This window comes from Exiguobacterium sp. s91 (genome assembly GCF_018618915.1).
Taxonomy (GTDB): Bacteria; Bacillota; Bacilli; order Exiguobacteriales; family Exiguobacteriaceae; genus Exiguobacterium_A; species Exiguobacterium_A abrahamii.
Genome location: NZ_JACSMZ010000001.1, coordinates 1,774,351 through 1,791,548, shown reverse-complemented (window position 1 = coordinate 1,791,548; position 17,198 = coordinate 1,774,351). Strand labels below are relative to the sequence as shown.

20 protein-coding genes are annotated in these 17,198 nt (G+C 48.5%); 13 read left to right on the top strand and 7 right to left on the bottom strand.

The features are described from left to right. Positions 1 to 67: 67 nt before the first annotated feature. Entirely contained in the window at positions 68 to 1,198 is a 1,131-nt protein-coding gene (locus KNQ06_RS09380; protein WP_214724554.1) for a S1C family serine protease, read from the bottom strand. Positions 1,199 to 1,405: 207 nt separating this feature from the next. Between KNQ06_RS09380 and KNQ06_RS09375 the strand changes: the two genes are divergently transcribed. Beyond that, positions 1,406 to 1,756 carry a DoxX family protein gene (locus tag KNQ06_RS09375; protein ID WP_029341233.1) on the top strand — a complete coding sequence of 117 codons (351 nt, stop codon included), beginning with the start codon at positions 1,406 to 1,408 and terminating at the stop codon, positions 1,754 to 1,756. A gap of 38 nt (positions 1,757 to 1,794) precedes the next feature. Here the strand turns inward: KNQ06_RS09375 and KNQ06_RS09370 are convergent, their stop codons facing one another. Further along, on the bottom strand, positions 1,795 to 2,559 hold the full coding sequence (locus KNQ06_RS09370; RefSeq protein WP_023467747.1) for an SGNH/GDSL hydrolase family protein: 765 nt from the start codon (positions 2,557 to 2,559) through the stop codon (positions 1,795 to 1,797). Between the two features lie 126 nt (positions 2,560 to 2,685). On the opposite strand from KNQ06_RS09370, the gene KNQ06_RS09365 reads away from it, so the two are divergent. From KNQ06_RS09365 to KNQ06_RS09355, 3 genes are all read left to right on the top strand, one after another. After that, on the top strand, positions 2,686 to 3,606 hold the full coding sequence (locus KNQ06_RS09365) for an ABC transporter ATP-binding protein (RefSeq protein ID WP_029341234.1): 921 nt from the start codon (positions 2,686 to 2,688) through the stop codon (positions 3,604 to 3,606). Further along, positions 3,599 to 4,597 carry an ABC transporter permease gene (locus KNQ06_RS09360; RefSeq protein WP_023467749.1) on the top strand — a complete coding sequence of 333 codons (999 nt, stop codon included), beginning with the start codon at positions 3,599 to 3,601 and terminating at the stop codon, positions 4,595 to 4,597. Before KNQ06_RS09365 ends, KNQ06_RS09360 begins: the two co-directional genes overlap by 8 nt. Positions 4,598 to 4,960: 363 nt before the next feature. Then, a complete protein-coding gene (locus KNQ06_RS09355; RefSeq protein WP_215148070.1) occupies positions 4,961 to 5,656 on the top strand; it encodes a MerR family transcriptional regulator in 696 nt (231 codons plus the stop codon). Between the two features lie 188 nt (positions 5,657 to 5,844). Here the strand turns inward: KNQ06_RS09355 and KNQ06_RS09350 are convergent, their stop codons facing one another. Next, on the bottom strand, positions 5,845 to 6,366 hold the full coding sequence (locus KNQ06_RS09350; protein WP_149427040.1) for a P-loop NTPase family protein: 522 nt from the start codon (positions 6,364 to 6,366) through the stop codon (positions 5,845 to 5,847). A 506-nt stretch (positions 6,367 to 6,872) separates the two neighbouring features. On the opposite strand from KNQ06_RS09350, the gene miaA reads away from it, so the two are divergent. Continuing rightward, on the top strand, positions 6,873 to 7,799 hold the full coding sequence (gene miaA, locus KNQ06_RS09345) for a tRNA (adenosine(37)-N6)-dimethylallyltransferase MiaA (protein ID WP_029341237.1): 927 nt from the start codon (positions 6,873 to 6,875) through the stop codon (positions 7,797 to 7,799). A 48-nt stretch (positions 7,800 to 7,847) separates the two neighbouring features. After that, complete coding sequence (hfq, locus tag KNQ06_RS09340; protein ID WP_023467753.1) at positions 7,848 to 8,096, top strand: RNA chaperone Hfq; 249 nt, start codon at positions 7,848 to 7,850, stop codon at positions 8,094 to 8,096. A gap of 43 nt (positions 8,097 to 8,139) precedes the next feature. Here the strand turns inward: hfq and KNQ06_RS09335 are convergent, their stop codons facing one another. Both KNQ06_RS09335 and KNQ06_RS09330 read right to left on the bottom strand, forming a co-directional pair. Continuing rightward, on the bottom strand, positions 8,140 to 8,544 hold the full coding sequence (locus tag KNQ06_RS09335; protein WP_149427041.1) for a DUF2283 domain-containing protein: 405 nt from the start codon (positions 8,542 to 8,544) through the stop codon (positions 8,140 to 8,142). 29 nt (positions 8,545 to 8,573) lie between these two features. After that, complete coding sequence (locus KNQ06_RS09330; RefSeq protein ID WP_047391156.1) at positions 8,574 to 9,545, bottom strand: site-specific integrase; 972 nt, start codon at positions 9,543 to 9,545, stop codon at positions 8,574 to 8,576. 138 nt (positions 9,546 to 9,683) lie between these two features. Here KNQ06_RS09330 and hflX point away from each other — a divergent pair, with 138 nt between their 5' ends. The 6 genes from hflX to KNQ06_RS09300 all read left to right on the top strand — a co-directional run bounded on the left by hflX (position 9,684) and on the right by KNQ06_RS09300 (position 14,739). Then, complete coding sequence (gene hflX / locus KNQ06_RS09325) at positions 9,684 to 10,925, top strand: GTPase HflX (protein ID WP_034785946.1); 1,242 nt, start codon at positions 9,684 to 9,686, stop codon at positions 10,923 to 10,925. 2 nt (positions 10,926 to 10,927) lie between these two features. Then, positions 10,928 to 12,205: a methionine gamma-lyase family protein gene (locus KNQ06_RS09320; RefSeq protein ID WP_029341241.1), complete on the top strand. Its 1,278-nt coding sequence runs from the start codon at positions 10,928 to 10,930 to the stop codon at positions 12,203 to 12,205. A 140-nt stretch (positions 12,206 to 12,345) separates the two neighbouring features. After that, positions 12,346 to 12,744 (top strand): MerR family transcriptional regulator, encoded by a 399-nt coding sequence (locus tag KNQ06_RS09315; protein ID WP_023467758.1) that lies wholly within the window; start codon positions 12,346 to 12,348, stop codon positions 12,742 to 12,744. Positions 12,745 to 12,789: 45 nt separating this feature from the next. Continuing rightward, on the top strand, positions 12,790 to 14,136 hold the full coding sequence (gene glnA / locus KNQ06_RS09310; RefSeq protein WP_023467759.1) for a type I glutamate--ammonia ligase: 1,347 nt from the start codon (positions 12,790 to 12,792) through the stop codon (positions 14,134 to 14,136). A 116-nt stretch (positions 14,137 to 14,252) separates the two neighbouring features. Then, positions 14,253 to 14,489: a (4Fe-4S)-binding protein gene (locus KNQ06_RS09305; protein WP_058713286.1), complete on the top strand. Its 237-nt coding sequence runs from the start codon at positions 14,253 to 14,255 to the stop codon at positions 14,487 to 14,489. Then, positions 14,464 to 14,739: a GNAT family N-acetyltransferase gene (locus KNQ06_RS09300; RefSeq protein ID WP_149427043.1), complete on the top strand. Its 276-nt coding sequence runs from the start codon at positions 14,464 to 14,466 to the stop codon at positions 14,737 to 14,739. The genes KNQ06_RS09305 and KNQ06_RS09300 overlap by 26 nt, the downstream gene beginning before the upstream one ends. Before the next feature lie 313 nt (positions 14,740 to 15,052). On the opposite strand, the gene KNQ06_RS09295 is transcribed toward KNQ06_RS09300, so the two are convergent. Both KNQ06_RS09295 and KNQ06_RS09290 read right to left on the bottom strand, forming a co-directional pair. Beyond that, positions 15,053 to 15,379: an AzlD domain-containing protein gene (locus KNQ06_RS09295; RefSeq protein ID WP_064300204.1), complete on the bottom strand. Its 327-nt coding sequence runs from the start codon at positions 15,377 to 15,379 to the stop codon at positions 15,053 to 15,055. Continuing rightward, a complete protein-coding gene (locus KNQ06_RS09290; RefSeq protein WP_214804478.1) occupies positions 15,358 to 16,059 on the bottom strand; it encodes an AzlC family ABC transporter permease in 702 nt (233 codons plus the stop codon). Before KNQ06_RS09290 ends, KNQ06_RS09295 begins: the two co-directional genes overlap by 22 nt. Before the next feature lie 154 nt (positions 16,060 to 16,213). Here KNQ06_RS09290 and dhaK point away from each other — a divergent pair, with 154 nt between their 5' ends. Next, positions 16,214 to 17,182 (top strand): dihydroxyacetone kinase subunit DhaK, encoded by a 969-nt coding sequence (dhaK, locus tag KNQ06_RS09285; protein ID WP_023467763.1) that lies wholly within the window; start codon positions 16,214 to 16,216, stop codon positions 17,180 to 17,182. Positions 17,183 to 17,198 lie beyond the last annotated feature (16 nt).

The window sequence follows — 17,198 nt, the reverse complement described above, 5'->3', positions numbered from 1 at the left end:
TCCCAATTCGATATTGTTCTAAAACAATACCCGAAAAGGAAGGCGGACGAAACGTCAGGCTGAAGCTTTACAGCTGGTCGGTCGTCGTTGTTTTGGTTTCGACCGTCATCGTTTTCCCATCACGGATGATCGTCAAGGAGAGCGGTCCATCTGATTTGATCAGTGCCGTTTTGATGTCAACGAATGCTTTGATTTCGGAGTCATTGATTTTCGTGATGACATCACCTGTTTTCAGTTTAGCCGCAGCAGCTGGACTGTTCGGTTCGACTGACATGACGACGACACCTGTTTTTTGACTGTCTGGTAGTTTGACTTGATCTTTAAGATAACCGGCAGGGAACGCCGCGACGTCTTGTAAGGACACACCGAGCGTCGGATGCTCGACTTTACCGTTTGTTTCAAGCTGTTTGAGGATTGGTAATGCATCATCGATCGGGATACTGAAGCCGACACCTTCGACACCAGACTCAGCGATTTTCATCGAGTTGATTCCGACGAGTTGTCCTTGTTCATTGATCAAGGCACCACCCGAGTTCCCTGGGTTGATGGCAGCGTCCGTTTGAATGACTGTCGTATTGAAATCGTCTTGTCCATCACTGTTCGTATCGACCGGTACGGTCCGGTCTTTCGAACTGACGATTCCGCGTGTGACGGAGTTTTGGAACTCACCGAGCGGGTTACCGATTGCAAGGACCGTTTGTCCGGCTTTTAAGTCCGCTGATTTCCCAAGTGTGATGACGCCCGGAACATCGCTTGCGTCAACTTCAAGCACTGCTAAGTCATAGGTTTCGTCGCTACCAAGCAGTTTAGCCGAGAGCGTCTTGCCGTCATTCAACGTTACATCGAGTTTTGATGCCCCGTCGACGACGTGATGGTTCGTAATGATGTATGCTTTGCCGTCCTCTTTCTTATAGATGACACCGGACCCTGAACCAGCCGCTGCTTCTTGTTGCGACATTGAGTTGCCCGTTTGATAGTTCGTTACGGTCACGACTGATTTTTGAGCCGTGGCGACTGCGTTCGTCACCGGATCATTCGTCGTCGTTGAGACTTGTTTTGGCATACCATTTGAAAGTGGTGTATCAGCGACCTGTTGTTCTTGATCGAGTAGGATCGGAAAGGCAACCGTAGCCGTCAAGACCGCGCCGATGATGCCTCCAGTCAATCCAGGTAAAAGTGCTTTCGTTTTTCCAGCCATAAGTCATCATTCCTCTCTGTATGATTTCTGACTTCATCATAGCAAATGAAGCAACCTCTTCTCTGATTACGGGAGACATTCCGAAATGACTCATCATTCCCCATAATTCGACGACAATTTCTAAAAGTTGAGATAATCAGGTCATTTCGATACACTGAAGCTGTCTCGAACATATATTTCATTAACAGAAAGAGAGTGTGGAACATAATGCTATTGCGTCTAGTCTATGGAGCAGGATTACTGTTTGCGGGAGTTGGTCATTTCCGCAATGAAAAAGGGTTCGTCAGCATCATGCCGTCGTTCATTCCGTTCAAGCGCTTCTTCGTCCAAGTGACAGGGGTCATCGAAATCGCTTACGGTGTCATGTTGTTGACAGGAAAAGGGGTGCACCTCGTTCGTAAGACTCTTCCTGCCTTCTTATATGCTGTCTTACCCGCAAACGTCAACATGGCAGTCAATCCAAAGCCGATTAATGGGAAACGTCTTCCGTCTTGGTTGCTTTGGACACGGTTGCCGCTCCAATGGGGGCTCGTCTCTCTTGCGAAACGTCTGAAATGAATCGGAACAAAAAGCCGCCTAAATGGCGGCTTTTATTGTTAGAAACGTTTGTTGACAGCAAGTAAGGAAGCTTTTGCAATCTCTTCGTAGGTAGAATCGTTCGGGTGGAATTGGTCACTCGACAAATCGCGTTTGACGTCACGCACGAGATTGAATGTGTCGATGATCTCGACGTCGTACTCGATACCGAGCGTCCGTGATTTTGCGTTCCAATCTTGTACGATGGCATCGAATGCTTCACCGTTTTCCGTCGCGCGGAAAGGATTATAGAGCCCGACGTAGAAAATGACAGCATCCGGATTTTGTTCTCGTAGGATACTGAACGTCTTTTTCAAGTTCGCTTGTGCCGTCGTGACGGTTTCGGCTGTCTTCTTCGCATTGAAGTTCGCGACGCCTTCACCACGGTTGAATAAGTCATTTCCGCCAATCGTCACCGAGATGACTTTTGCTTGTTTGATTGAACGTAAGACTTCTTTTTGTTCTAGTTGTTTCAGTAAATCTTCCGTCCGGGCACCACTGACGGCAAGATTCTGGAAGCGCTCGACAGTGTTATCTTTGACAAGATCGCGTCCGACGATCGCGGCGTAACTATTGCCGTTTGATGCTCCGACACCACGTGTCAAGGAATCACCAAGCGCGACGTACGTCCCGCCTTTTTTGACAGGCTCTTCCTTCGTAGGTGTCAGGACGGCACGTTTTGGTGGGTTGACGACGTCACTATAGGCACTGACGAAGCCGTATCCAAAGATTGCCGTCAAAACGAGTGAGACGGTTAAAAACAGGGGCCAGCGTAATCGCTTCATGAACGTTCCTCCTTCTAGGTTCTAACCTGATTGTAGCAAAAGTTGAAAGAATGTGCGGAAATGAAGTGTTCTGACAAGTCAAATGATTCATTATTCCGCTAGAATAGACAATAAGAGGTGAGAGACGTGAAACCAACAGTGAAATTAGAAGGTGTAACAAAGGTGATCGGAAAAAAGACGATCATTGATAATATCTCGTTTGAGATCCAACCAGGTGAAGTCTTTGGCTTCCTTGGACCGAACGGGGCAGGAAAAACGACGACGATCCGGATGCTTGTCGGCTTGATCAAACCGACGTCCGGTAAAATCACGGTCTGTGACTTCGACGTCCGCAAACAGTTCGTCCAAGCGATGGAGCGGATTGGCTCGATCGTTGAAAATCCAGAGTTGTATAAGTATTTGACGGGTCGCGAAAATCTACAAGTCTTTGCCCGGATGTTACCGAATGTCGATGATGCCCGGATTCAGGAAGTCATCGATCTCGTCGATTTGACGGCGCGTGTTGATGATCAAGTCCGGACATACTCGCTCGGGATGCGGCAGCGTCTCGGCATCGCACAAGCATTACTCGGACGACCAAGCGTCTTGATTCTCGACGAACCGACGAATGGTCTCGATCCGATGGGGATTCGGGATTTACGTCAATTCATCCGCCGGCTCGTCGAGGAAACGGGACTGTCGGTCCTCGTCTCGAGTCATATCTTGGCTGAGATCGAAATGCTTGCCGATCGAGTTGCGATCATGAGTTATGGCAAAATCGTTCAAGTCGGAACGGTCAAGGAACTGGTCGAGTCGCTCGCACCAGGCGTTGACTGGCGTGTCGATGATGCCTTTAAAGCAAATGAGATTTTATCAGCATCGGATCAAGTCCAAGTGTCCGAAGTCGTCGATGCCAATACGGTTCATACTTTGATGGATGCAAGCAAGACACCAGCGCTCAATAAGCAGCTGCTCGAAGCAGGTGTCGAAGTCTGGACGATTGAACGGAAAGTCCAAACGCTCGAAGATCTGTTTATCACGTTAACGGGAGGCGATCACATTGCGTAATCCGAACATGATCGGTCTCGTACGAAATGAAGTGACGAAAATTGCTTCAAAACGTCGTTTTGCTGTCGTTGCGATCATTCTCGTCGTCCTCGTCTCGATGTTTACGTACGCACAGTACCGAGACATCCAGGAACAAATCAAAAAGCAGGGAACGCTCGATTGGCGGGTTGAGTTACAACAAGACATCGTCGACACGCAGAACCGTCTTGCTTCTAGCAGTATTCAAGATGAGTTCCGTCAGTTCCTTGAGTTTGACCTAAAACAGAATCAATACTATCTTGATAATGACATCAACCCGAACTATCCGGGAGCCCCGACGTTCATCCGAATCTTCTTCTCGCAAGGATTGACGCTGATCTTACCGCTGTTCATCATTGTCATCATGGCGGATATCGTCAGTGGGGAGCAAAATGACGGAACGATCAAGACATTACTGTCGCGACCAGTCCGGCGCTGGAAGATCCTGATGGCGAAATGGTTGACGGTGTTACTCTATACGTCGATGCTGATGGCATTGACCGTCGCCGTCTGTTATGCGATATCCGGGATCGTCCTCGGCTATGACGGATGGACCGCACCGATCTTGACCGGGTTCCAAGCCTCACCGAGCGGTACGTTCTCGACCGAGTTCGTGCATACGTTACCGATGTGGGAGTACCTCTTGATGGCAGTCGGTCTAGCGTGGATCGTCACAGCTGTCGTCGGAACGATCGCCTTGATGGTCTCTGTTCTCGTTAAAAACACAGCGACAGGGATCGGGATCATGATGGCAGTCTTGATTTCCGGTACGTTACTGACGACGCTCGGTTCAAGTTGGACGAGCTCGAAATATCTCGTCAACGTCAACTTCGGACTGATCAATTACCTCGATGGACAAGCGCCACCAATCGAGGGGATGACGCTTCCGTTCTCACTCGCTGTCCTTGGCTGTTGGACAGTCGCAGCGCTAATCGTTGCGTTCTGGAACTTCACACAAAAAGATATGTATTAAGACTCTAAGACTCACGAAAGTGGGTCTTTTTTTATGAAAATTGACATGAGGAGAGGCAGTCAAAAGAGATGTGCCTATTTTGAACTACCGGAAGTAAATGATCTTCAACGGATCTTTGTCAAACCAAAAGACCGAATTGACGTGGTCCGTGATGTAGAACAAACGACGTCGAGCGGTTCATCGAGCTAAAAATTACGGAACTTATTTCGGCAGAGTTAAACCGGGTATTGTTCTCTATGAAGTAGAGGGGGATCGATGCAAGACGACAACCACTATATATGTCGGTATTCAAGTTCCAGAAAAGTAAGGCTTGACCTGCCTCTCAGGTACGACTGTACAGTGAAAGGAGGAGGTGGGGAAAAGATGATTCCAATTGGAAGAGTCGCACATGTAACCGGTTTGTCGGTAAAAGCGATCAAATTTTATGAAGAACGTGGGTTGGTCCACCCCATACGGTCCGGTAATCAATATCGGATGTACGGGATGGAAGATATCCGACGTTTGAGCGAAATCAAACGCTTGCGTCAGATTGGACTCAGTTTAGAACAAATTCAGTCCGGTCTACCGGTCGAAATGTTACTTGAAACAAGATTAGATGAAGTTCAATCAGAAATTGAACAGCTTCATCGAATCGAGAAACAGATTAGACTAATGCAATCAGGAGAGAACGACATGAAAGTTCGATATGAAACATTGAATGAAGCAATTCCAGTCTACGGATATGCAGGAACTTTAGAAGAAATTCCACATTTGTGGACGAAGCTTCAACCAAATCTGACGACGGATGAGTCCTATGGCGTCTGTCTCACACAGGAAAACGGTTATGTCGCTGGGATGACGGATTTGTTAGCGGAGGAAGATACGTGCCGTGTCGAACTAACGAAAGGGAATTATATCGTTGCCATAGTCGATGGAGGGATCTCGATGATTTCATCTACGTATGAACAGTTGGTACGTGTTCCAGGTGTAACGCTACGGGATGCGGTCGACTTTGAACGCTATATCCATGGGCAGGGCGGAGCGGATGATCTTATCGAAATATGGATGCCCATCGAATAGACAAAAGTTCTCATTCATACACAAGTGATTGAACTTCGGGTAATCTTTTGTTCCTCGCCTCCGATCTCATGGACTGGGAGATTTTTTTAATGTAAGTAATGCTTACGTGTACTGCCTTAAATTTAAAAAATGGATACCTCAGTATCGAGAAACAATTAGCTCGCTTGAACAGATGAGGCTGTTTTTTTCTAAAGCGACAATCGATCGTATGTCTCGATTATTTTTTGATACTGAAATTGTGTCGGCAACGAAGCATCTACTATGAGAATCGGGGAAATCGATTGATCCATCTGATACTGGTGTTCCGCAAATGTACCGATCATCGTGGGATCCGTCGCCGTGTGATACGTCCGGCACCAGTCAAGGAATTCATTGGAGCCTGTAAAATCTGGGTATCGTGCTGCTTCGCGTGCGATGAGACGTTCCATCCGAACCGATTCGTCGAGCGACAGGAAGACAAGCAAGTCCCGATTGATGAAACCGTCCGGATGCCAGGCGAAGACAGAACCGGAGACGATGTAATCGTTGTAAGACATAAGATCTGCTTCATACATGGAAAATCGCTCGGAGACGTCTCGCTTTTCAGTGAACGTCGTATCTTTCCAAAGATAATGGTCTGTATCAATCCAGGGAATCTGTTCAGCTTGCCCGATGAAGGCGCCCAGTGTACTTTTTCCGGTGCCTGATCCACCAATGATTTGAATACGCACGACAATCGGCTCCTTTCGAAATAATATACTGGTACGCAGAACAGGCCCGGGCATGATGCCGGACCTGTCGCTTGGAAGAACGAATTCTCCCTATGTCGTCTCGTGCAAGCACAAGACATGGAATCGAGAGGCAGTGCCTCTAATAGGAAGCCGATGCAGGTCAGCCTCCGCGCTACGTACCAATCGTACTTTTATCATACTGATTCCAAGAATTGGTGTCAAACCTGCTCGAAAGGGTTTACAAACCGTTCAAACCGTCAAAAGAGAGAATAACGATGACTAGAGGAGGAACGACCATGGCAGATTGGGGCATCATGCTGACAGGCGTCGTCATTTGTGGGTGGTGCATCTTTAGTGCCATCTATGACGATTTCATCCGTCGCGTATAAGACGAGCAAACATGAACCGTCCAAGGAGGGCGGTTTTTTTGTTGATTTTTTTAATCCGAGTAAGTGGCTGTGGTACACTCGAATCAGAATGAAAAGATAGAGAATGGGTGAAGAAAAATGAAGAAACAACCAGTCATCGTCATCGTCGGACCGACGGCAGTCGGAAAAACGAAGACGGGCATTGAACTAGCCAAACGACTAAACGGAGAGGTGTTATCCGGAGATTCGGTCCAAGTCTATCAAGGGATGGATATCGGATCGGCAAAAGTGACGACCGAAGAGATGGAAGGAGTGCCGCATCATCTGCTTGATCTCGTTACACCGGATGATGAGATGAGTGTAGCGCGTTTCCAGACGGTTGCCCGAGCGACGATCGATGAGATCGCAAGTCGGGGGAAGTTACCGATCATCGTCGGTGGAACAGGGCTTTATATCCGTTCGATTTTATATGATTATCAGTTCACCGAGCAGGCAGAAGATCCAGCCTTACGAGCTGAACTCGAAGCGTATGCAGCGACACATGGAGCGAACGCGCTACATGATCAGTTGAAGGAACTTGATCCGGTGCGTGCCGAAGCGATTCATCCGAATAACATTCAGCGGGTCGTGCGGGCAATCGAGGTCGCGCGGACGGGTCAGACACAAACGACCGGTAGTAAGCCTGCACTTTACGAGAGTCTACTGTTCGTCCTACACATGGAAGACCGGGATCGCTTGTATGATCGGATCGATCAGCGAGTAGATATGATGGTCGAAAGTGGGCTTCTTGAGGAAGTGGCGCGTCTTGATGCTGCCGGGTACCGTCAGACGAAGGCGTTGCAAGCGATTGGTTATAAAGAGATGTTACCGGTCCTTGACGGGGCACCACTCGATCCTGCCGTCGATATGCTGAAACGGAACACGCGACGCTTCGCTAAACGTCAATTGACGTGGTTCCGTCACCAATTTGATGGCGTTTGGGTGGATATGGGAAAGTTTTCATTTGAAGAAACGTTCAAAATTATCTATGATAGAACTGTAGAGTTTCTGAAAGCGGTTAAATAAGAGTTGCCCGAAGACAGAAACAGATAAAAAGAGGGGGCACGGGGAATCATGAAAGCGACATACAACATTCAGGACGTCTTTTTAAATCAATTACGGAAAGATGCAGTCCCGACAACGGTTTTCTTAATCAGCGGGTATCAATTACGGGGGCTGATCAAGTCATTCGATAACTTCACGGTCATCTTGGAGTCCGAAGGCAAACAGCAGTTGATCTACAAGCACGCGATCTCGACGTTCGCACCAGCGCGCAACGTGACGTTATATGAGCAAGAAGAGACACAAGAAGTCTCTCGCTAAGTAAAAAAGACGACCGGGGGGTCGTCTTTTTTTGTTCACTTCATTATTTATACGCTGGCTGAGCAAGCGTACGAAGAACGTCGACAAGATATCGTTCTAAGTCAAGGATATCAAGTCCGATGAATCCGGTATGATCGGTTTCAGCAAAGTAGAACGTAACTCCTTGGAGGTGACACGAACTTTTCGGAATCGTGTTTTGCAATCGGAGCGAGAAACGATCTGTATGTTCTGCGTATAAGAATGCTTGTGAATGGACGGCGCGGATCACATTCGCTTCTTCATTGAAAAATTCGATTCCGACGATGCGTCCCTCTTGATCAACGTCTACGTTGAGGAATTCATTTTCTTCTAGCTCGTCAGTTTCTTCAATCGCGGGAGTAAATGTTTCTGGGAAGAGATATAGATATCCCATTTCTGCTTCTTGATCATAAGTCATTCGAATCGTCATCTATGTCACATCCAAGCCTAATGATTTTTTTACAACAACGGTGTCAGTTCCTCGACCGCCTCTTCATAACGTCGGAGCGAGACATCCTTATAGAGGCATGTCTTCTGCAGACGTTCTTCCTTCGTCATCTCGTCCTGATACGTTTTTAAGATGAAACTGTTGCGTAACATCGACGGCGTCAAGATCCGCTTGTTATCGGACCGTTCATTCAGCTGACGCATCATCTTCGTGATCATGACGATCGATAGTTGCTTCGGTGCATTTTTGCTGTAGACCCAGCGGAATGTCATCCGAGCGAAGTCGAAGGCGACGAAAAAGGGGTCGGTACTGTTATAACGGGGGCGGACCGGCTCCGGAATCGTCTTCAAGTAACGCAACATGATGTCTTGATCTTCCCGCTCGAGGTGAAGCAGGTAACGGTTGCCGAGTCGGTCATGAACGGTCATCTCTTGCTGAGCGAAATTGAGATCGTGCATCTTCAAACCAATGATGTGATGGACACGTAGACCGTAACGATAAAACAGACGGAGAATCAATTCGTTTCGATCGATCAAATACGGACGTGCCTTCAATTGATGTTCCGTCAAGCCGCGATCGGATTGATTCGTCCGGACCAATTGTTCATATTCCTTGAAGGAAGCGACGTGTTTTGCCGTCAATTCGTGCGTCGGTTGTGCGTATTCAATCAGCTTCGCCTTCGTTTGTCGAATCTGATAATTGACTTGATTGATGACGGTGACGATCCGGGCAACCGTTGCTTGCTGGTAGAGTTTCTCTTCGATCAAGTATTCATTGATGAACGTCTTCCACGTCTCGATCGAAATCGCCTTGAAATCGTCGATCGTCTCGAGTGGTTGGTCGACATCGGTCATGTAGCGATGGACTTCGATTAAATCATAGCGATAGCGGCGGACGGTCGAAAGTTGCCGTCCACTTGTCGTTAGATAAAACAAATAGCGTTCAATGAACTCTGGAAGCGTATACGACTGTTCGCGTGCCATGGTTTTCCTCCCCTTATCGTAATCTTTCTTCCATCATAAACCGAACGGATGTTTCCTGTCCAAAAAAGTTCAGACGAACCGGTGCCTGTGGTATGATAAAGGGCGCAGTACGTCTTTACTCGTGAAAGGAATGATATTATGTCAGAACGCGTCATCGTCGTTGGTTGCCAGCTCCCCGGTGTCCCGGACCATGTCTATGAAGAATCGGTCGCGGAGCTCGAAGCACTCGTAACGACTGCGCATGGTGTCGTCGTCGGTCGTCTGGATCAAAAACGACAAGCGATTGATCGCCGTACGTTCATCGGAAAAGGAAAGGTTGAAGAACTCGTTGCTTTAGCAGACGAACTTGAACCTGATTTAATCATATTCAATGCCGAGGTCACGCCCGGTCAGATGAAGAATATCCGGATCGCCTTGTCGGACCCGGAAGCCATCAAATTGATTGACCGGACGCAGTTGATCCTCGATATCTTCGCTGGTCGAGCCCAGTCACGCGAAGGGAAATTGCAGGTCGAACTGGCACAGATGAGTTATCTCTTACCACGTCTTGCCGGGCAGGGAACACAACTGTCACGTCTTGGTGGCGGAATCGGGACGCGTGGACCAGGTGAATCGAAACTCGAGACGGACCGCCGTCATATCCGGCGTCGGGTCGATGAGATCTCGAAACAACTCGAGACATCCGTCGCGCACCGTGCCCGTTACCGGGAACGTCGCAAAGAGAACCAGACATTCCAAATCGCGCTCGTCGGTTATACGAATGCCGGCAAATCAACGATCTTCAACCGGTTGACACAAGCCGACACATACGAGAAGGATGAGTTGTTCGCGACGCTTGATCCGTTGACACGTCAAGTCGATTTGCCGGAAGGTGGTCAAATCCTCCTGACGGATACGGTCGGTTTCATTCAAGATCTCCCGACGAAGTTGATCGCGGCGTTTCGTTCGACACTCGAGGAAGTGCTGGAAGCCGACTTGATCCTCCATGTCGTTGATGCGTCGAGTGAGCATTACTTGAATCAGATGCAGACGACGAACGATGTCCTCGATGAACTCGGTGCCGGTGACATTCCGCAACTGGAAGTCTACAACAAGAAGGATCAATTGAACCGCTTGTTCACAGGTGGAAAACTGCTGATTTCTGCGCTTGACCCGCAGGATATCGAGCGCTTGATCGAAGAGATCGAACGTTCGATCAGCGAAATCCTCGAGTATCTCGAGATTCGCATTCCAGTTGACGGATTTGCCCATTACAATCCGGCGAAAGAAGTCATGATGAATTTGAAGGAATCGTTCGAAGAAGATGGTTCCGTCATTCTAAAAGGTTACTTGCGTAAAGATACGCGTCTATACGCGACATTGAAACAATACGAGGTGTAAACATGTTTTCAGAATTAACCCATTACGAAACGCTCCGTCCGCTCATTGACCGGGCGGAGGAACAAATCGCCCCGTACGTCAAGAAAGCGCAAGAGGTCGCGGAATACAATCAATTCCGTGTCCTCGATGCGTTCCGACGTCACAAGGTCAGTGATTTTCACTTCATGCCGTCAACAGGTTACGGCTACAACGATGAAGGACGCGATACGCTCGAACGGATCTATGCCGATGTCTTCGGTGCGGAAGCCGGTCTTTGTCGTCCGCAAATCATTAGCGGAACCCATGCGATCGGTATCGCGTTGTTCGGTTTGTTATTGCCAGGAGACGAATTGCTCTATATCACAGGAAAACCATACGATACGCTTGAAGAGATCGTCGGAATTCGTGGTGACGGACGCGGTTCATTAAAGGAACTGGGCGTCCAGTATGATGTCGTCGAGATGAAAAACGCCGAGACGATCGACGTACCGGCCGTTCTCGAACGGATCACACCGCAGACGAAGGTCGTCGGGATTCAGCGTTCAAAAGGCTATGCGACGCGACGTAGTCTGCCGGTCAACGAGATCGGAGAAGCGATCGCCACCATCAAAGCTGTCCATCCGCACGTACTGATCTTCGTCGATAACTGCTACGGTGAATTCGTCGAGACAATCGAACCGACGCACGTCGGGGCAGACTTGATGGCAGGGTCGTTGATTAAGAATCCGGGTGGTGGTCTTGCGAAGACTGGCGGTTATCTCGTCGGTCGAACGGACTTGATCGAACGGGCATCGTTCCGGATGACGACGCCAGGGATTGGCGCCGAAGCCGGTCCATCGTTATCGGCACTTCCGGATATGTATCAAGGTTTCTATATGGCACCACATACGGTGAGCCAAGCGTTGATGGGCGCGATGTTCACGTCGAGCATGCTCGGTCAGTTCGGCTTTGATACGGCACCGCATCATACGGCAGAACGGACGGATTTGATTCAATCGGTTTCGTTCCATGCGCCGGAGCCGATGATTGCCTTCTGTCAAGCGATTCAAGCTGCTTCACCCGTCAATGCACATGCGTTACCGATTCCGGATTATATGCCGGGATATGCGGACGATGTCATCATGGCAGCAGGAACATTCGTACAAGGATCATCGATTGAGTTGTCAGCGGATGGTCCGATCCGTGCGCCCTATACCGCGTACGTCCAAGGTGGTTTGACGTATAGCCACGTTAAGATTGCCATCATCTCAGCCGTCAATCACTTGATGGAAAAACAATTAATTCCAGAAAAAAACGTTTAATACTAGAATATCTCGTGAAAAGACCTCTGAACGACTTCATGTAAAGTGATTAAAAAAGTTGTGTTAACTTTTCTTACATCGCTTGACAAGTTGCCTGACAGAGGTTTATTCTCATGGAGTAAGGAAAAAGGAGGAACCACATGGCAGACTCATCACGCCAGTCCAAGCCACTATTTCCCATCGGAGTCGTTCAAGAGTTGACCGCGTTATCTGCCCGCCAGATCCGATACTACGAAGAACAAGGACTGATCAAACCGGAGCGGACAGAGACGAAGCGTCGCCTCTATTCGTTCAACGATGTCGATCGCTTGTTGTCGATCAAGGAATACCTGGATCAGGGACTGAATATCGCAGGGATCAAATTGATTTTTGAAAACGATCTCGTCAAACGCGAACGCGTTGCGGAGAGCGTCGTCGAGACGCGCCCGGAACTATCTGACGGCGAATTGTATAAACTCCTGAAAAATGAATTGAAGGAAGCAGGACGACATGGAAAGACGTCGCTCATCCAAGGTGAGCTCGGGCGTTTCTTCAAGTAAGGACCTGTAACCATATAAAAACGAATCGGAGAGGGGATTTGTCACATGACACGTCGCAACATTACACGAGAAGACATTTTGAAAATCGCTAAAGCTGAGGATGTACGCTTTATTCGCTTACAGTTCACAGATATCCTCGGAACGATCAAGAACGTTGAGATTCCAGTAAGCCAATTGGAAAAAGCACTTGATAACAAAATGATGTTCGATGGTTCATCGATCGAAGGATTCGTCCGGATCGAAGAATCAGATATGTATCTCTTCCCAGACTTGAACACATGGGTCGTCTTCCCATGGACAGAAGATGGAACAGGGAAAGTTGCACGTTTAATCTGTGACATCCACAATCCGGATGGCACGCCGTTCGCAGGAGACCCACGTGGTCAGCTCAAACGGGTACTTAAAGAGATGGAAGAGCTCGGTTTCTCATCATTCAACGTTGGACCAGAGCCAGAATTCTTCCTCTTCAAGAAAGATGAAAAAGGTCGTCCGACACTTGAATTGAACGACCAAGGTGGATACTTCGACCTCGCACCAGTCGACCTCGGCGAAAACTGCCGTAAAGAGATCGTCATCGAGCTCGAGAACATGGGCTTTGAAATCGAAGCATCACACCATGAAGTTGCTCCAGGTCAACACGAAATCGACTTCAAATATGCGGATGCGATCACGACAGCGGATAACATCCAAACGTTCAAACTCGTCGTCAAGACGATCGCTGCGAAGCACAACTTGCACGCGACATTCATGCCAAAACCACTCTTCGGTGTCAATGGATCAGGAATGCACGCGAACATGTCGCTCTTCAAAGGCAACGAGAATGTCTTCTTCGATGAAGGCAACGAAGACATGCAATTGTCGGATGATGCACGTGCCTTCACGGCAGGTATCCTCAAACACGCTCGTGCGTTCACGGCGGTTTGTAACCCGACAGTCAACTCATACAAACGTCTTGTTCCTGGCTACGAAGCACCTTGCTACGTCGCATGGTCAGCACGTAACCGTTCACCACTCGTCCGTGTTCCTGCAGCACGTGGACTCTCGACTCGGATCGAAGTTCGTTCAGTCGACCCAGCAGCGAACCCGTACCTTGCGCTTGCGACATTGCTCGCTTCAGGTCTTGACGGAATCAAGAACAACTTGAAAGCACCGGCTCCAATCGACCGTAACATCTACGTCATGGACAAACCGGAACGTGTTGCAAACGGAATTGATGATCTTCCATCAACACTCAGCCACGCACTCGAAGTCTTGAAAGCGGATGACGTCGTCATGCACGCTCTCGGCGATCACATCGCAGAACACTTCGTTGAATTGAAAGAAATCGAATGGGATATGTTCCGGACGCAAGTCACGGAATGGGAACGCGATCAGTACATGGTCTTGTTCTAATCCAACTCAAGCACTTCTGGACTTCTGTCCGGAAGTGCTTTTTTCATAGCGTCGACAGGGATTGAGTCAAGGATGTGGAAAGATACAAGAGTACAAAGAAAGGGAGACGATACATCATGAAAAAAGGATATGAAGGCAAAGAGATTACGGTCTATTTTGATTCGGAAGTCTGCATTCACTCTGGTCATTGTGTACAAAGTCTACCAACTGTCTTTGATGTCAAGCGGCGTCCGTGGATTGAAGCGGACGGGGCGCCGGTCGAAGACGTCATGCGGGTCGTCGACGGTTGTCCGAGCGGCGCCTTATCTTACGAACGGAGGGAAGCAAATGGAGCTGAAACGAGCGGAACGTAAAATCGAAGTCCATCAGGAAGGTGAAGTGATTGGGGAAATCACTTATAGCGACACGAACAACGGCATGTGGATCATTGATCACACATACGTCGATCCCGCGCACCGCAATCAACAGATTGGGGAACAACTCGTTGCCGAGATCGTCAACTGGGCACGAGAAGCAAACGTCAAGCTGTTACCGTTATGTCCGTTTGCGAAAAAAGAGTTTGAACATCAATCGGATTATCAGGACGTACAAGCAAATACGTGAACACAAAAATCTCCTCTAGTCTCTTAAGACCAGAGGAGATTTTTTCGAGTCATTGTTTATGATCCCTGACCTTCATTTTGCGAGAAACAATCATCGTACCGAAATAGGCGACGACGTACAGCACGACCAGTCCTTGTTTTAGCATATAAGGTAGATCCATTTGACTCGCGATTAGAAAAATGGCGCACAGCAATATCAAATAGGGTATGAACTGCTTATTTGGCATATCAGGACCTCCTTCACTATCCATTTATTTCTATTATAAGGATAACACAAGAGATGCATCGAAATAGGCTAAAGATGAATGACTTGCTTATAGATACAATCGTAGAAACGCCATCGTGATAACACCAGTCACGACCGTCCAGGATAAACTTTTACTGAAAATCGCGACCGCCATGGTCGGGAGGGCAGCGAAGACATGAAGCGTCGAAACCGTCGGAAACGCCTCATCTTGAGCGATGAGGAGATTCTGAAAAAAGAGGGCTCCAAGCAGGCAGACCGGAATGAACGAGAGCCATTCTGTTACGAGGCGCGGTAACGTCAGTCCATGAAGGACGAGAAACGGTAAGACGCGTGGAATCCATGTGACGAGTCCACAAGCTAAAAAAAGAGCAATTAATTCTGGGCGGATTTCCATCGTGTGATCACGACTCCTATACTTGCGCCACCGAGCGTCGCGCAAAGAACGGCGACTTCTGGAGAAAAGTAGCGCATGGTTATGTAAAGCAATAGTAAGACAATCAGTAAAAGGCAACTATTCACGGCAATACGGGAACGTTCCCCTTCAAACTGTAAGTACAATAAGCCGATGAACATCGCTGTCAGGGCAAAATCGAGACCGAAGCGCTCAGGATCAGGAAACCAGCTGCCGACAAGGGCGCCGAGAACGGTTGCGACGATCCAGCTGAAGTAAGCAGTCAGATTCAAGCCATGCATGAAGGACGGGGAGAGCTTCCCTTTTTGCGCAGTGTTCATCGCGACAGCGAACGACTCATCCGTTAGTAGCGTTCCGGTACCGAGGCGGTCGCGGAGATGACGTGTCTCAACATGTGGCGCAAGCGTCAGACTCATTAACAAGTGCCTGAGATTGACGATGAACGTCGTCAGAATGATGGCAGAAGCAGGACTATTTAATAGTAAGAGACTCGTGATGATAAACTGAGCGGCGCCGGCATAGATGAAGACGGACATGAATCCGACTTCAAGAGGGGATAAGCCGGAGGCACGACCGACGATCCCAGCTGAGAAGCCGATGCCGATATATCCGAGGACAGTGGGTAGACAGGCACGGACACCTGCTTGAAAGGCTGATGACATTCGATTCCTCCTCTTTTTTAAGAGCATAGCACTCATGCGGAATAACGTCACCAACTGGTCAATATTTTCATCATTTTTTTCGACATATTCGACTTGATTTGGTGGTAAAGACTAAGTGGTACGGCAAAATCAGTTAGGTAAAGGAGCGTTTTTCATGCACAAATTAATGAAAGATTCAAACCGGTTCGTTTCAGACATGGTCGACGGACTCGTACTAGCTCACCCTGATTTGTATAAAAAGGTCGAAGGTGTTAATGTCGTCGCACGGAAAGTGCCGCTTGATGGAAAAGTCGGACTCGTTTCTGGTGGGGGAAGTGGGCATGAACCCGCACATGCTGGATTCGTTGGGGATGGTATGCTTGCTGCGGCTGTTTGTGGGGAAGTCTTCACGTCACCGACACCGGACATGGTGCTCGAAGGCATCAAGGCAGCTCATGGTGGAAAAGGTGTCTTACTCGTCGTCAAGAACTACTCGGGTGATGTCATGAACTTCGATATGGCAAAGGAACTCGCTGAACTCGAGGACATCGAAGTCGACACGGTCGTCGTCAATGATGACATCGCGATCAAAAAGGAAGAGGATCGTCGTGGGGTTGCGGGAACGGTCTTCGTCCATAAGATTGCCGGAGCTGCGGCTGCAGAAGGGAAATCACTGAGTGAAGTCAAAGCAGTTGCGGAAAAAGTCATCCAGGGCGTTCGTTCGATCGGAATGGCACTCTCACCATGTTACATGCCAGAGAGTGGCAAACCAGGCTTTGAGTTGCATGACGACGAGATGGAAATCGGAATCGGCATCCATGGTGAAAAAGGACTTGAACGAAAAGCGGTCGCTTCCGTTGATGCGATCGTCAAAGAGTTGCTCGATCGTCTGACGAAAGAGGTACCAGACAAAAAAGTCGCCGTCATGGTGAATGGGATGGGTGGAACGCCAGAATCCGAACTGTATATCACGTATAAATACGTCGCGGAAGAACTTCAGGCACACGGTTACGAGATTGCCCGTTCGTTCGTTGGAAACTATATGACGTCGCTCGAGATGCACGGATTCTCAATCACGCTCTTACCAGTGGATGATGAACTGCTTGGGTATCTCGATGCAGAAACGAAAGCGATTGGATTCTAATTTAGATAAACGGGGT

What these genes read in the sequence shown, in the direction of transcription:
- KNQ06_RS09380 (WP_214724554.1), bottom strand. Translation starts at nt 1,198, where the DNA reads ATGGCTGGAAAAACGAAAGCACTTTTACCTGGATTGACTGGAGGCATC.
- KNQ06_RS09375 (WP_029341233.1), top strand. Translation starts at nt 1,406, where the DNA reads ATGCTATTGCGTCTAGTCTATGGAGCAGGATTACTGTTTGCGGGAGTT.
- KNQ06_RS09370 (WP_023467747.1), bottom strand. Translation starts at nt 2,559, where the DNA reads ATGAAGCGATTACGCTGGCCCCTGTTTTTAACCGTCTCACTCGTTTTG.
- KNQ06_RS09355 (WP_215148070.1), top strand. Translation starts at nt 4,961, where the DNA reads ATGATTCCAATTGGAAGAGTCGCACATGTAACCGGTTTGTCGGTAAAA.
- miaA (WP_029341237.1), top strand. Translation starts at nt 6,873, where the DNA reads ATGAAGAAACAACCAGTCATCGTCATCGTCGGACCGACGGCAGTCGGA.
- hfq (WP_023467753.1), top strand. Translation starts at nt 7,848, where the DNA reads ATGAAAGCGACATACAACATTCAGGACGTCTTTTTAAATCAATTACGG.
- KNQ06_RS09335 (WP_149427041.1), bottom strand. Translation starts at nt 8,544, where the DNA reads ATGACGATTCGAATGACTTATGATCAAGAAGCAGAAATGGGATATCTA.
- KNQ06_RS09330 (WP_047391156.1), bottom strand. Translation starts at nt 9,545, where the DNA reads ATGGCACGCGAACAGTCGTATACGCTTCCAGAGTTCATTGAACGCTAT.
- hflX (WP_034785946.1), top strand. Translation starts at nt 9,684, where the DNA reads ATGTCAGAACGCGTCATCGTCGTTGGTTGCCAGCTCCCCGGTGTCCCG.
- KNQ06_RS09320 (WP_029341241.1), top strand. Translation starts at nt 10,928, where the DNA reads ATGTTTTCAGAATTAACCCATTACGAAACGCTCCGTCCGCTCATTGAC.
- KNQ06_RS09315 (WP_023467758.1), top strand. Translation starts at nt 12,346, where the DNA reads ATGGCAGACTCATCACGCCAGTCCAAGCCACTATTTCCCATCGGAGTC.
- glnA (WP_023467759.1), top strand. Translation starts at nt 12,790, where the DNA reads ATGACACGTCGCAACATTACACGAGAAGACATTTTGAAAATCGCTAAA.
- KNQ06_RS09305 (WP_058713286.1), top strand. Translation starts at nt 14,253, where the DNA reads ATGAAAAAAGGATATGAAGGCAAAGAGATTACGGTCTATTTTGATTCG.
- KNQ06_RS09300 (WP_149427043.1), top strand. Translation starts at nt 14,464, where the DNA reads ATGGAGCTGAAACGAGCGGAACGTAAAATCGAAGTCCATCAGGAAGGT.
- KNQ06_RS09295 (WP_064300204.1), bottom strand. Translation starts at nt 15,379, where the DNA reads ATGGAAATCCGCCCAGAATTAATTGCTCTTTTTTTAGCTTGTGGACTC.
- KNQ06_RS09290 (WP_214804478.1), bottom strand. Translation starts at nt 16,059, where the DNA reads ATGTCATCAGCCTTTCAAGCAGGTGTCCGTGCCTGTCTACCCACTGTC.
- dhaK (WP_023467763.1), top strand. Translation starts at nt 16,214, where the DNA reads ATGCACAAATTAATGAAAGATTCAAACCGGTTCGTTTCAGACATGGTC.